The organism is Bacteroidia bacterium (genome assembly GCA_041391665.1).
GTDB lineage: Bacteria > Bacteroidota > Bacteroidia > J057 > J057 > JAGQVA01.
Genome location: JAWKNO010000002.1, coordinates 900,063 through 912,789 on the forward strand (window position 1 = coordinate 900,063; position 12,727 = coordinate 912,789).

The following is a 12,727-nucleotide window of genomic DNA, read 5'->3' on the forward strand; positions in this document are numbered from 1 at the left end:
GGTGTTAGGTTTTTTATTTATCTTTTTTCCACAGCAACAAGGGTGTGGTGTTTACATTCGAAAAATCAATTTTCTCAAACTCTTCTTTGGAATAAATCAGGTAGCGTATTTTCCGGTGAATGAGTGGTTCTGCTTTTTCAATCAGCTCTACCAGATACCGGGTGTCGATATTGCCAATCATGATCAGGTCCACAATTTTGCTGTCCAGTCCCCGGGCAAATTCGCCGGTGAGATATACTTCTTCCACATCTCCCAGACATTTTACTACATGCTCGATGATCCGGTCAATGCCCGCATATTTCATCACAATGCTGTTGAGTTCTCCAAACAGAGGATGGCGGGTATTGGCGCGAAACATTTTTTTATTTCCCTCAAATTCGGATGAAAGAAATCCGGCATCTTCGAGCCTGTTTAGCTCTACCCGTATGGCGTTGCTCGATTCACCAAATTCGCTCTCCAGATTCCGGAGATACGCAGTCAGGCTGCTGTTGAGGAAAAACTTCAACAGTAACTTGATTCTGGTTTTCGATGAAATGAGTGTCTCTATCATAGCAGAGTTTGAGTAACAAAATTACTCAAAAGCATTTTCTCTGCAAGGGGAAAACGAGGGTATGTTAGAAGTCCGGATATTTTGTCGGTGTGGAATCTACAGTTTTTCCACGCCGCTTTCTGTGCGGCGATATTGCTGGCCGCTTTCAGGGCAGGTCGCGAGGCCTTCGGCATCAAATGCCAGGCGATGACCGTATTCGCTCATCCAGCCAATCTGCCTTCCGGGATTTCCCACATACAAGGCGTAAGGGGGAATATCTTTGGTGACAACCGTTCCCGCTCCGATAAAGCAGTGGTGTCCCAGTCTCGTACCGCAGACAATCGTCGCATTTGCCCCTACAGTAACGCCTTTTTCCAGGTAAGTGGAATCGTACTGCCCTTTGCGGATAATCGCACTTCTCGGGTTGCGGATATTGGTGAATACCATTGAAGGGCCGAGAAAAACATCATCTTCACAGGTTACTCCCTCGTAAATGGAAACATTGTTCTGCACTTTTACATTATTCCCCAGTTGCACTTTGGCAGCTACAAATACATTTTGGCCGAGAATACATCCGGTACCCAGTTCGGCTTCGTCCATAATATGGCAGAAGTGCCAGATTTTTGAGCCTGTTCCGACAACGGCCCTGGGTTCAACAATAGCAGTGGGATGTGCGAAATAATTTTCCATAAATCAGGTATTGGTTAATTGTATTTTATGCAGTGGTAATGATCTTGCAAATTTCTCGTATCTGTGATTCTTTGAGCGAAACTGATCCCGGCAGGCTTAAGCAAGTTGCATATAGTTGACCGGACACATCGCCCCGGGTGATGTATTCACATTGTTGGTAAGCGGGAAGCTGATTTATCGGCACCCACAAAGCGCGCGACTGAATTTCTGCCTTGGCCAATGTTTCCTTCACGGTTTTTTTGTCTTTCATCTTCGCCGTAAACAGCCAGTAATTGGGCCATACACCTGAAAGTGTTTTCTGAAATCCGGTAACTGCTTCGCTATTTTTCAACAATGCATGATATAGCGCAGCATCTGCCCGCTTTTTTTTCAGAAAGTTTTCCAACTGCTCCATTTGCGCCAGTCCTAATGCAGCAAGGATATTGGGTAAACGGTAATTGTAGCCCACTTCGTCGTGAAAATATTCTTCAGGATCTGCTTTTGCCTGTGTGGACAAATGCCGCAATTTCTGCGCCAGTGTTTGATCTGCGGTAAGGATCATTCCGCCACCTCCGGTTGTGATGATTTTGTTTCCGTTGAAACTGAGAACAGCGGCTTTTCCGAATGTTCCGGCGTGTAACCCGTCTTTTGTTGTGCCGAGTGATTCGGCGGCGTCTTCTATCAAAATAATTCCGTAGGAATGGCAAATATTCGCCAGTTTTTCTACCTCTCCCATATTACCCAGCACATGTGTCAATACCAAAGCGCGGGGTAAGGGGCCTTTTTGCTTTTTTAGCCACTCTTCTACCAGCGTTGCATCCATTTGCCAGGTGAGAGGATCTGCGTCTGCCAGCACGGGGGTGGCACCTGTATAGTGTACGGCATTGGCTGTGGCTGCGAAGGTAAGGTTGGGCAAAATCACGCGGTCTCCTGGCTGTATGCCACATCCCACCAGGGTGAGGTGGAGCGCGGAGGTTCCGTTGACTGTTGCCACTGCAAAAGGGCTGCCTGTATAAGCGGAAATTGCCTGTTCAAAGTCTTTTATTTTTTTCCCCGCGGAAGAAACCCAGCCGGTGTCCAGACATTCTTTGACATAGGTCCATTCATTTCCTGAAAAATGGGGCTCAAATAATGGAATCATAGGTGGTTTTTGACCCGTTCAAAATACGCAAGATTCTGCGGATTGTCATACCACTCAATGGTTTGCCGTAATCCTTCTTCGAAGGATGTTTCGGGCACCCATCCGGTGTATTCGTGAAGTTTTTTATGGGAGCCCATGAGGCGCATCACTTCGCTGTTTTGGGGGCGTATACGGTGAGTGTCCGGCACGATTTTTACCGCCGGACTAATCTTGTTTGTCAGTTGTTGTATCAAAACTCCAATCGCAATTTCGGTTTGTGTGGCGATATGGATTTCCTGTCCAATGGTCTTTTCGCTCTCCGCAATGATCCGAAATCCTTTGGCGGTGTCTTTTACATAGACAAAATCACGGGTGGGTTCGGGGTTGCCTATATGTATTTCTTTTTTCCCCTGAAGTAGCTGCACAATGATGGATGGAATCACCGCCCGCAAAGACTGTCTTGGGCCAAAAGTATTAAAAGGCCTGACAATCGTAACGGGGAGGCCGTAGGAGCGGAAAAAGGATTCTCCAAGTTTATCTGCCCCGATTTTTGAAGCGCTGTAAGGCGATTGTGCGGCAAGTGGATGGTTTTCATCCATAGGGACATACTGTGCGGTGCCGTACACTTCGGAGGTGGAGGTCAGCAAAATGCGTCGGGTCCCCAATTGCCGGGCGGCCTGTAAAATATTCATCGTGCCGCCGGTATTGACCTGCATAAACTGTTCCGGCGCTTCGTAACTATAGGGAATGGAAATCAAGGCCGCCAGGTGAAAAACTGTTTCTATGCCCGCAAGCGCTTTCTGTACCTGAGACGGGTCGCGAATGTCTCCCCGGAATATTTCAATCTGACTTAACATCGATTCCGGTAAAGTGTCAAGCCATCCGCAGGTTCCGAAGGAATTGTACAGGACAAATGCCCGCACGGGATATCCGCATGAGACCAGATGTTCGGTCAAATGGCTTCCGATAAAACCATCAGCCCCCGTAACGAGCACCTTTCCTTTCATCAAATACCAAATTTGGAAAAAACCTGCCGGGTCTGCTCGTAATCGCGTATTTGCCCGATGTCAGCCCAGAATTCGTTGATAATGTACGCATTTACCTCAAAATCTTCAGCTACCAGGTTCTCAAACAGGGTTGTCATATCAAAAGGTTGCCCAAAGGGAATGCGGGACTTTACCTCGGGATTGAGGACATAGATTCCTGCATTGATATAGTAGGTATGGAAGGGTTTTTCTTCCAGAGAAAGAATGCGTCCGTTGCGGGCATTGACCACACCGTAAGGCAGTTGCTGGCTGTACTCATGAATGCACATGGTGCCTGTGGCTTCCCTTTCAAGGTGAAAATTGAGCAGGCTGTCAAAATTGAGTGAGGTGATCAGGTCTCCGTTGATGAGGAAAAATGGCGAATCAAAAACTTCCTCAATCAGGCTGATCGCACCGGCAGTTCCTAAAGCCTGTGATTCCTCTACATAGGTAATATTCGCACCAAAAGACCTGCCGTCACCAAAATATTCGCGGATAATTCCGGACTTATAGTTCACGCAGAAGTAAAAATCCCGAAAACCATATTCAAGGAAAGAGTCGAGAATAATATGAAGGATCGGTTTGTGTCCCATGGGAAGCATAGGCTTGGGCAAATCTTCCGTCAACTCCCCAAGGCGACGTCCCAAACCACCGGCCATGATGACTACCTTATTAGGGCGGGTTTTAAAAAGCTGCCCGTTTATCGGAATAAGTTCCAGCAGTTTGCCCGTCTCGTCGACGACGGGAATATATCGGCTTTGCCTTGATTTCCCTTCCTGCACGGCCTGGGAAAGGGCAGTGCCTTGCAAAATTTTCACCGGCTCCTGATTGATGATTTCCATCACATGTGTCCGGTTGTTGAGAATGCCTCTCCGGATATCGCTGTCAGAAATGGTTCCCAATAAGTGGTTGTGTTCATCCACTACGGCTAAAAACCCTTCTCCGGTAGCCTCCATTGCCCGCATGACATCTCTTACAGAGAGCTCAGGATGATAAACGAGCGTTTGTTTCATAGTTAATTTTGTCAATTGTGTTTGCCTGACAGGTCAAAATTAGAACATATTTCATAAATATCCGGAAGGCTGTGTTTTCTGTTTAACGCACAGGTGTAAGAATTAATGATTTTGGTTAGGAAAATTGCCGCAATCCCATCAATTTTATAAAAAAGTTGCGATTCATTTATGCCAGATTACAGACTTAGTCAACTGCAACAACTCGAATCCGAAGCTATTTACGTGATTCGTGAAGCCGCTGCTCAATTTGAAAAACCTGCGCTCTTGTTTTCCGGAGGTAAAGACTCCATTACCATCGCCTGGCTCGCACGCAAGGCTTTCTGGCCGGGGAGAATTCCTTTTCCTTTCTTACATGTTGATACGGGACATAATTTCCCCGAAACCATTACCTACCGCGATGAATTTCTGAAAAAAATCAATGCACGTCTCATGGTCGCCTATGTCCAGGACTCCATTGATCAGGGGCGCGCAGTGGAAGAAAAAGGTGCAAACCCCAGCCGCAACGGATTGCAAAGCATCACCCTGCTGGATGCCATCGAATCCAATAAATTTGACGCCTGCCTCGGAGGGGCACGCAGGGACGAAGAAAAAGCCCGCGCCAAAGAACGATTTTTCTCCCACCGCGATGAATTTGGCCAGTGGGAGCCCAAAAACCAGCGCCCGGAACTGTGGGATCTGTTTAACGGCTTTAAACATATAGGCGAACATTTTCGCATTTTCCCGATCAGCAACTGGACTGAAATGGACGTGTGGATGTACCTGATGAAGGAGAATATTCCATTGCCCAGCCTGTATTTTGCTCATGAGCGGAATGTCGTGAACCGAAACGGTATTCTCCTGGCTGAATCTCCTTTCATCAGCCTGCTTCCCGGCGAAAAATATGAAAAAAGACAGGTTCGCTTCAGGACCATTGGCGACTCTACCTGTACCGGGGCATTTCTCTCTGATGCAGGAAATCTTGAGGATGTCATCGCCGAAGTAGCTGCCACCCGTGTCACCGAACGAGGCGGAAGGGCCGACGACAAACGCTCCGACAGCTCCATGGAAGACCGCAAAAAACAAGGGTACTTCTGATTTGGCTGCTTTAACCTGTTCCATAACGATCTCACCCGAAAGGGTTGGCGAAAACGACGAAATCAAAAAGCGGGCGGCACGAAAACTGGGCATTTCACCCAGTCATATCACATTTGTGCGCCTGGCCAAACGGTCTGTCGATGCCAGGAAAGCGCCGCCGGTATTTGTCCTGCAACTCGAAGTCTGGGTTGATGAACCGTACCAGCCACAGCCAGATCCGGAGTTTCCGCTTCAGAATGTAACAAATTCGCCCGAAGTGCATATCGTCGGCATGGGCCCCGCTGGCCTGTTTGCCGCCTTACAATTGATTGCCAGTGGGTACAAACCCATTCTGATCGAGCGGGGGAAAGCTGTGCGCGAAAGGCGCCGCGATCTGGCCAATATTACCCGGGAAGGAATCGTCAACCCCGACAGCAATTATTGTTTTGGTGAAGGCGGAGCGGGAACATTCTCCGACGGAAAACTGTATACCCGTTCTACCAAACGTGGCGATACCCGGCAGGTGCTGGAAACCCTCGTGGCCTTTGGCGCAACGGCGGAAATACTCATCGAAACCCATCCCCATATCGGGACCAATAAACTTCCCGCCATCATTCAGAATATGCGGGAAAAAATCATCGAATGTGGCGGCGAAGTATGGTTCAATTCAAGGCTCACCGGCTGGGAAATCGCCGGAGGAAAAATCACAGCCATCCAACTCAATGAAAGCGAAAAAATTTCGGTGAAGTCCCTTGTCGTGGCAACGGGGCATTCTGCCCGCGATATTTTCCAGCTTTTTCCCCGGTCCGGACTGGCGATTGAAGCCAAACCCTTCGCCCTCGGCGTCAGGGTCGAACATCCGCAGGAGATCATTGACCGCATACAGTACAGTTGTCCGACGGAAAGACCTGTCAACCTGCCCGCAGCTTCTTATGCACTGGTACAGCAGGTGGAGGGTCGGGGCGTTTATTCTTTTTGTATGTGTCCGGGGGGAATCATCTGTCCGGCAGCAACCACCAGTACAGAAGTTGTGGTCAATGGCTGGTCCCCCTCCAAACGCAACAGCCCCTATGCCAATTCAGGTATAGTGGTGGAAGTAGGGCCTGAAGAATACAGACAGTTTGGCTCCGACGCCCTGTCGGGTATGTGGTTTCAGGCCTCTGTGGAGGAAAAAGCCTTTGTAGCCGGAGGCGGAAAACAAGTAGCACCGGCGCAGCGGCTGACCGATTTCGTGGCGGGCAAAATATCGCAATCGCTGCCCGGATGCAGCTATCTGCCGGGCATTACCCCCGTTTCGCTGTACGACGTACTGCCCGCTTCCGTCGCGGGGCGGCTACGCGGCGGATTCGAAGCCTTTGGCCGTAAGATGAAAGGATATATGACCGAAGAAGCCATCGTTGTAGGGGTAGAATCGAGGACTTCGTCACCAGTAAAAATTCCGCGCAGCGCGGAGACTCTCATGCACCCGGGTGCCGCGGGACTCTTCCCCTGCGGGGAAGGTGCCGGATATGCCGGAGGCATCATGTCAGCGGCCATTGATGGCATGAAGTGCGCAGATGCGGCGGTGCGGTTTTTGAAGGGAGCAAAGTAGAGCCGAAGATTTTTCTGCGGCTCACAGATATGCCAATCATTCGTGCACATTTGGGACATTCGTGGCTTGATCTGATTCTATATAGATCGTGAGATAACCACGAATGTTCGAATTAAGGACGAATGAAAACTGGATTTTTGGCAAACCGATATATAAATGCCAGGCTCACTGTATCATTGCAAGACAAAACCCTCCCCTTCAACTACTTCTTCCCCGCCGCTTCCTTCTCTTTCTGTGCCTGCCACCATTCCTGAAAATCGCTCATTGACAGCGGAAACCAAAAATCATCGCAATTCAGCTCGTCCATGATTTCATCGGATGGGAACGTAAAGGGTGTCTTTTTCATATAGGCAAACTCTTTGTCCGCATAGGTCTTTTGTAAAAATTGCGCCACAATCGGGAGTGCGGTACTCGCGCCCTGTCCCTGTGTGAGAGAGGGGAAATGTACCCGCTGATCGTCTGCTCCCACCCATGCGCCTACCACCAGATCGGGTGTCGCGCCGATAAACCAGCCGTCGGCCTGGGCCTGTGATGTGCCTGTTTTTCCGGCAATGTCGTTTTTGAGTCCGTAACGGGTGCGAAGGCTTCGGGCTGTGCCCTCGTTGACCACGCTTTCGAGCATATAGGTGAGCATCGAGGCGGTACGCTCGCTCATGGCTCTTTTAGGGGGAATAGCCGATGTCTCAAGGAGAATATGGCCCTCAGAATTTTCGATCCGGAGAATATGGGTGGGCGCAAAAAAATTGCCGCCATTGACAAACGAACTGTAAACCCCTGTCATTTCTTCCAGCGAAAGATCGGCAGCACCCAGGGCAAGCGAAGGTACTTCCGGCAGGTCGTGCCTGATCCCCAGCCGCCGCGACATTTCGACCACTTTTTCCACCCCGATTTTCATGATCAGGTTTACCGCTACCACATTTACAGAGTGCGCCAGTGCGCCCTGCATCGAATATTCGCCCCCATATACATTATCCGAATTTTTGGGCGACCAGTTGTTGTAGGCTGCAAATACGGTTTTTTCATTGGAAATAAATTCGCAGGGCGATTCTCCCGCTTCCAGTGCCGCCGCATATACGATGGGTTTGAATATCGAACCTGTCTGCCGGAGGCAGGTTACGTGGTCGTACTGAAAATAGCTGTGGTCTATGCCGCCGACCCATGCGCGTACCTGTCCGTTTTGCGGGTCGATCGCCAGCAAACCGCAGTGCAGCATAAATGCATCGTGAAGGATAGAGTCGCGCGGACTCATTTCTACAGACTGTTCGCCTTCCCAGTCGAATATTTTCATGGGAATAGGGATACGAAGGATGCTGTCTATCGCGGCTGCATCATAACCCTGTTTTTGCAGAGACTGATAACGTTTACTTTTTCGCAGGGCCTGGCTGACCATTTCGCCCGTACTTTTTTCTTTGTTTTTGGTGCTCCAGTTCCGGTCAAAAGCTTTTTGGAGCGTTTTGAGGTGGCTTTGGGCTGCCGATTCTGCATATTTCTGCAAACCCGAATGGATGGTTGTATAAATTTTCAGTCCGTCGGTATAGAGGTTGTAGGTGCTACCGTCGGCTTTAAAGGTCTTTTTGCACCATTGGTCCAGCTCCATTCGCAGGTGTTCGCGAAAATAGGGGGCAAGCCCGGTGTTGTGGGACTGAAAGCTGTAGTTGATCGTAAGAGGAATGGCTTTCAGTGAGTCGCCGGTAGCTTCAGGTACGAAGTCATATTTGACCATTTGTGAGAAAACCACATTTCGCCTGCCCTGTGCAGCGTCGGGATGGATACGCGGATTATAGGCTGTCGGTGCTTTGAGCATCCCGATTAAAACCGCAGACTGTTCAGGCGTTAGTTGAGCGGTAGTGGTATTAAAAAACCGGTTGGCTGCGACCTCAAGGCCAAATACATTTTCCCCGAAGGAGACGGTATTGAGGTACAGAACCATAATTTCTTCCTTGGTATAGATTTTCTCCAGCCTGTGGGCAATTTCTGATTCGCGGACTTTGTTGATAGGCAGGGAAAATAGTGCGAATGTCTGTCTGGGGAACAGGTTTTTTGCCAGTTGCTGGGTAATTGTACTTCCCCCGCCTGCGGATTCGCTGCGGAGAATCAGCGATTTGACAAACACCCGTATCAGACTTCGGGTGTCCACACCATCGTGTGAAAAAAAACGCACATCCTCTGTTGCCACCAATGCGTCAATCAAATGTCGGGGAAGTTCGGAGAAGGAAACGTCCTTTCGGTTTTCGAGGTAAAATTTCCCCAATAAAACACCGTCGATTGAATATACCTCTGAGGCTGTCGGATTGCTGATATGAGCCAGTTCGTCAGAAGCGGGTAGCGGGGTGATCCATTCCCAAACCACAGCCTGGATCATCAAAATACTTAAAGCCAAAGCCCATAATACCGTCGCCATTACACCAAACAGTTTCGGCCTGCGATGAATCACTTTTTCGCAGGTGGTGTAAATCTGGTCAAAATGGTCTTTGAGCGTAGTTGTGTTCATTTGGGGTGTCCACTTTCTTTTGGCTAAGATAGGATTATTTTTTTATTTAATTATCGGGTAAAAGGATAATACAGCCATTAAACCAATAGATAGTTTCACTTCACATTCGCATTCTTGAGCGAATATCCCACACTGACCCCAGCCCAGTGCTGAAGATTTTTCCCCAACCTGTAGAATGGCTCCATCACTGGATTGTAAGCAACGCCCCACATCGGAGTATAACCGATTCTGAAAAAAAAGCCGCCCAGGTCGGGCTGATAGCGATAGCCAGCAAAAGCATGCGTATAGATTTGATCCTCCGCAAGCCGCAGGCGGTTATAGATGTATTTGTGTGCAGTTACGTCGCTGTTAAATGGCAAGACCATTCCTCCTCCCACTTCGAGATGATGGGGCCCCAGGCCGTAAAGCACTGAAAGACTCAGCGGGATTTTAACCTGCTGGATGTCTGGTGCAATACCCGTCTGGATACCCAGCTTTATTTTGGGGGCGGGGATATACCTTCGCTCGTAGTTAAAGGAAAAATTCACAGCACGTCCCAATCCTTCAAAGAAAAAGGTATTTCGGCTGTAATATTCTTGGTATTTTTGCGACTGACCCAATACTAAACCAGCCGAAAGGAGGGTAAAAAGTGACAGGGGAAATAGTAGATGTAGATATTTCATCGGAATGGGCTTTAATATGGAAGGTAATTCAGGAAATAGGAGGATTTCAAGTAAAAATTTACAACTGGATTTCACGGCAAACGAATAAGTTGTAAATTTTGGGCTGAATAGTCGTATGCAGAACCTGATACAATTATTACCGGACGCTATTGCAAATCAGATTGCCGCGGGGGAGGTTGTCCAACGACCTGCTTCCGTAGTAAAAGAATTGCTCGAAAATGCCGTGGACGCTGGCGCCTCAAGGGTAGAACTGATTCTGAAAAATGCCGGAAAAATCCTGATTCAGGTTGCTGACAATGGTTGCGGAATGTCTGCTCAGGATGCGAGAATGTGTTTTGAACGCCACGCTACCTCCAAAATCCGTACGCAGGACGATCTGTTTAATATACGCACCCTTGGCTTTCGCGGTGAGGCTTTGGCTTCTGTCGCTGCGGTAGCGCAGGTGAGGCTTCGCACGCGTCAACACGAAGAAGAACTCGGCACTGAAATCCAGATTGAAGCCAGTGAAATCAAAAGCCAGTCGCCGTGTACCACACCTCCTGGAACGGTATTTTCGGTGAAAAACCTGTTTTTTAACGTTCCTGCCCGGCGCAATTTCCTGAAGTCCAATCCCGTCGAATCCCGGCACGTGCTTAACGAATTTATCCACGTGGCACTTGGCAATCCCAGCATACGGATGTCGCTCAATCACAATGAGACGCTGGTGTATGACCTGCCCGAATCCTCGCTGGAACAGCGCATCGTCGATCTTTTGGGACAAGATCTTAAAGGAAAACTCAAGTATGTGGAAGAAGCAACCGGTTATGTGAAAATCTCGGGCTATATCGGCGACCCGGCAGTTTACCGCAAAAGCCGTGGTGAACAGTTTTTTTTCATCAACAACCGGTTTATTCGCAGCAACTATCTGCATCATGCAGTGGCAAATGCCTACCAGGAGTTTATTCCCGGTGACGCCCATCCTTTTTACTGCATATTTCTCGAAATAGATCCCGTACACGTAGATATCAATATTCACCCTACCAAAACTGAGGTGAAATTTGACGACGAACGAACCCTGTATGTATTGCTCCAAAGTATCGTAAAACGCGGGCTGGGAGAAACACAACAGGCGCCAGAGTTTGACTTTACCGATTCTGACCTCAAACATACCATTTATCAGTCATCGCCAGAACCAGACTCTGGCAGTGGGCTTACCGTTGGGAGTTTTCCCCGTACCCGCAAACCCGAAGTGCCCGGTGGCATGAACTGGGATCTGCTATACGGAAACGAAACAGTAGGAAAATCCACATTTTCAGAAGAGAAACCTGCAAAAATTACCCGTACGCCAGGTTTATTTGAAACCACCGTTCCTGCCCGGCCGGTCTTATCGGAAGATGCCGTGATTGCTCAGTTTATGCAGTCGTGGATTCTGGCACAGAAAGAAGACCAGTTGTATTTGATAGATCAGAATCTGGCGCATCAGCGGATTTTGTATGAAAAGTTTCTTCACGCAAATAAAGATAACCGTCTTCCCTGCCAGCAGTTGTTGTTTCCCCAAACGATGGAGTTCTCTCCCCTCGATTTTTCTTCCCTGGAGGAAGCCGAACCGGTACTGACCCGCATGGGATTTGAGATTAAGGAGTTTGGGCGAAATACCATGATATTTTACGGTATGCCCGCCGGAATTGCGCCGGGAAAACTAAAAGAAATTGTCGATCAGGTGTTGAATGATATACGGCAGATCGGCACTACCCGCGTTGAGGAGCGGTTGCAGGAAGGCGTAGCAAAAGCTGTGGCTTATCGCTCTGCCGTAACCTCCAGCCAGAAATTGAGTATGATAGAAATGAAAAATATCGCTTCTGATCTTTTTCGTTGTGATGTGCCGGGCTTTTCACCAACAGGTAAACCCACTTTCAAGGTAATCACATCGATAGAGTTGGAAGAATACTTCAGATAAAAAATTATGACACAGATTACACCGGTTGTCAAAAACCTGATCATTGTGAATGTTATTGTCTTCCTGTTGCTGTTTATTCCCTATACCAGCTGGTTGCAGTACTTTTTTGTTCTGGGGAAAAGCAATGCATTAGGTTTCCGCACAGGGAATTTTTTCCCGTTTGAGCCCTATCAGCTCGTAACCAGTTTTTTTGCGCATACTGCCGTTTTTCACCTGCTGTTTAATATGTTTGCGCTGTATTCGATCGGTACTCCGGTCGAAATGGCATTGGGCCCCCGCCGGTTTTTAAAGTTTTACTTATTCTGTGGAGTTGTCGCGGCGCTCGTACTCGCTTTCCTTGATCCGCAGAACAATCCTGTGCTGGGAGCTTCTACTGCCATATCGGGAATATTGGCGGCTTATGGAATCATGTTTCCCCATTCCCGGCTCAGCTTTTTCTTTCTTCCGCCAATAGAAGCCAAAACTTTGTTTATCGGCGCAGCTATTATATCTGCGGTACTGGCATTGTTGCAGGTAGCGGGAGAAGGCGTGGCGGAAATGAGCAATATTTCGCACTTCGGACACCTGGCGGGTATGTTGGCCGGGGTATTGTTTTTTTACCTCGAAAAATACATACCTTTCCTGCGCAATTAAAGGTA

11 protein-coding genes are annotated in these 12,727 nt (G+C 48.5%); 4 read left to right on the plus strand and 7 right to left on the minus strand.

The features are described from left to right. Positions 1-13: 13 nt before the first annotated feature. From R3D00_15350 to R3D00_15370, 5 genes are all read right to left on the minus strand, one after another. Entirely contained in the window at positions 14-550 is a 537-nt protein-coding gene (locus R3D00_15350; GenBank protein ID MEZ4774560.1) for a winged helix-turn-helix domain-containing protein, read from the minus strand. A 96-nt stretch (positions 551-646) separates the two neighbouring features. Beyond that, positions 647-1,219: an acyltransferase gene (locus R3D00_15355; protein ID MEZ4774561.1), complete on the minus strand. Its 573-nt coding sequence runs from the start codon at positions 1,217-1,219 to the stop codon at positions 647-649. 25 nt (positions 1,220-1,244) lie between these two features. Next, the gene (locus tag R3D00_15360; protein ID MEZ4774562.1) at positions 1,245-2,339 is read right to left on the minus strand and encodes an aminotransferase class I/II-fold pyridoxal phosphate-dependent enzyme; all 1,095 of its coding nucleotides are present in this window, start codon (positions 2,337-2,339) and stop codon (positions 1,245-1,247) included. Further along, on the minus strand, positions 2,336-3,325 hold the full coding sequence (locus R3D00_15365) for an SDR family NAD(P)-dependent oxidoreductase (GenBank protein MEZ4774563.1): 990 nt from the start codon (positions 3,323-3,325) through the stop codon (positions 2,336-2,338). The genes R3D00_15360 and R3D00_15365 overlap by 4 nt, the downstream gene beginning before the upstream one ends. Beyond that, positions 3,325-4,356, minus strand: coding sequence for a nucleotidyltransferase family protein (locus R3D00_15370; GenBank protein ID MEZ4774564.1), 1,032 nt, complete (start codon positions 4,354-4,356; stop codon positions 3,325-3,327). The genes R3D00_15365 and R3D00_15370 overlap by 1 nt, the downstream gene beginning before the upstream one ends. Before the next feature lie 168 nt (positions 4,357-4,524). On the opposite strand from R3D00_15370, the gene cysD reads away from it, so the two are divergent. Further along, positions 4,525-5,430: a sulfate adenylyltransferase subunit CysD gene (gene cysD / locus R3D00_15375; protein ID MEZ4774565.1), complete on the plus strand. Its 906-nt coding sequence runs from the start codon at positions 4,525-4,527 to the stop codon at positions 5,428-5,430. A gap of 1 nt (position 5,431) precedes the next feature. Continuing rightward, positions 5,432-7,000, plus strand: a complete 1,569-nt coding sequence (locus R3D00_15380) for an FAD-binding protein (protein MEZ4774566.1) — start codon at positions 5,432-5,434, stop codon at positions 6,998-7,000. Positions 7,001-7,202: 202 nt separating this feature from the next. Here the strand turns inward: R3D00_15380 and R3D00_15385 are convergent, their stop codons facing one another. Both R3D00_15385 and R3D00_15390 read right to left on the minus strand, forming a co-directional pair. Next, positions 7,203-9,491 carry a transglycosylase domain-containing protein gene (locus tag R3D00_15385; protein MEZ4774567.1) on the minus strand — a complete coding sequence of 763 codons (2,289 nt, stop codon included), beginning with the start codon at positions 9,489-9,491 and terminating at the stop codon, positions 7,203-7,205. 95 nt (positions 9,492-9,586) lie between these two features. Further along, positions 9,587-10,153 carry a hypothetical protein gene (locus R3D00_15390; GenBank protein ID MEZ4774568.1) on the minus strand — a complete coding sequence of 189 codons (567 nt, stop codon included), beginning with the start codon at positions 10,151-10,153 and terminating at the stop codon, positions 9,587-9,589. Positions 10,154-10,268: 115 nt separating this feature from the next. Here R3D00_15390 and mutL point away from each other — a divergent pair, with 115 nt between their 5' ends. Together mutL and R3D00_15400 are read left to right on the plus strand one after the other, a co-directional pair. Beyond that, a complete protein-coding gene (mutL, locus tag R3D00_15395; GenBank protein ID MEZ4774569.1) occupies positions 10,269-12,089 on the plus strand; it encodes a DNA mismatch repair endonuclease MutL in 1,821 nt (606 codons plus the stop codon). Between the two features lie 6 nt (positions 12,090-12,095). Beyond that, positions 12,096-12,722: a rhomboid family intramembrane serine protease gene (locus tag R3D00_15400; protein ID MEZ4774570.1), complete on the plus strand. Its 627-nt coding sequence runs from the start codon at positions 12,096-12,098 to the stop codon at positions 12,720-12,722. The last annotated feature ends 5 nt before the right edge of the window (positions 12,723-12,727 follow it).

Excerpts from the sequence above, each read along its gene's own strand:
- R3D00_15350 (MEZ4774560.1), bottom strand. The coding sequence starts at position 550 with ATGATAGAGACACTCATTTCATCGAAAACCAGAATCAAGTTACTGTTG.
- R3D00_15355 (MEZ4774561.1), bottom strand. The coding sequence starts at position 1,219 with ATGGAAAATTATTTCGCACATCCCACTGCTATTGTTGAACCCAGGGCC.
- R3D00_15360 (MEZ4774562.1), bottom strand. The coding sequence starts at position 2,339 with ATGATTCCATTATTTGAGCCCCATTTTTCAGGAAATGAATGGACCTAT.
- R3D00_15365 (MEZ4774563.1), bottom strand. The coding sequence starts at position 3,325 with ATGAAAGGAAAGGTGCTCGTTACGGGGGCTGATGGTTTTATCGGAAGC.
- R3D00_15370 (MEZ4774564.1), bottom strand. The coding sequence starts at position 4,356 with ATGAAACAAACGCTCGTTTATCATCCTGAGCTCTCTGTAAGAGATGTC.
- cysD (MEZ4774565.1), top strand. The coding sequence starts at position 4,525 with ATGCCAGATTACAGACTTAGTCAACTGCAACAACTCGAATCCGAAGCT.
- R3D00_15385 (MEZ4774567.1), bottom strand. The coding sequence starts at position 9,491 with ATGAACACAACTACGCTCAAAGACCATTTTGACCAGATTTACACCACC.
- R3D00_15390 (MEZ4774568.1), bottom strand. The coding sequence starts at position 10,153 with ATGAAATATCTACATCTACTATTTCCCCTGTCACTTTTTACCCTCCTT.
- mutL (MEZ4774569.1), top strand. The coding sequence starts at position 10,269 with ATGCAGAACCTGATACAATTATTACCGGACGCTATTGCAAATCAGATT.
- R3D00_15400 (MEZ4774570.1), top strand. The coding sequence starts at position 12,096 with ATGACACAGATTACACCGGTTGTCAAAAACCTGATCATTGTGAATGTT.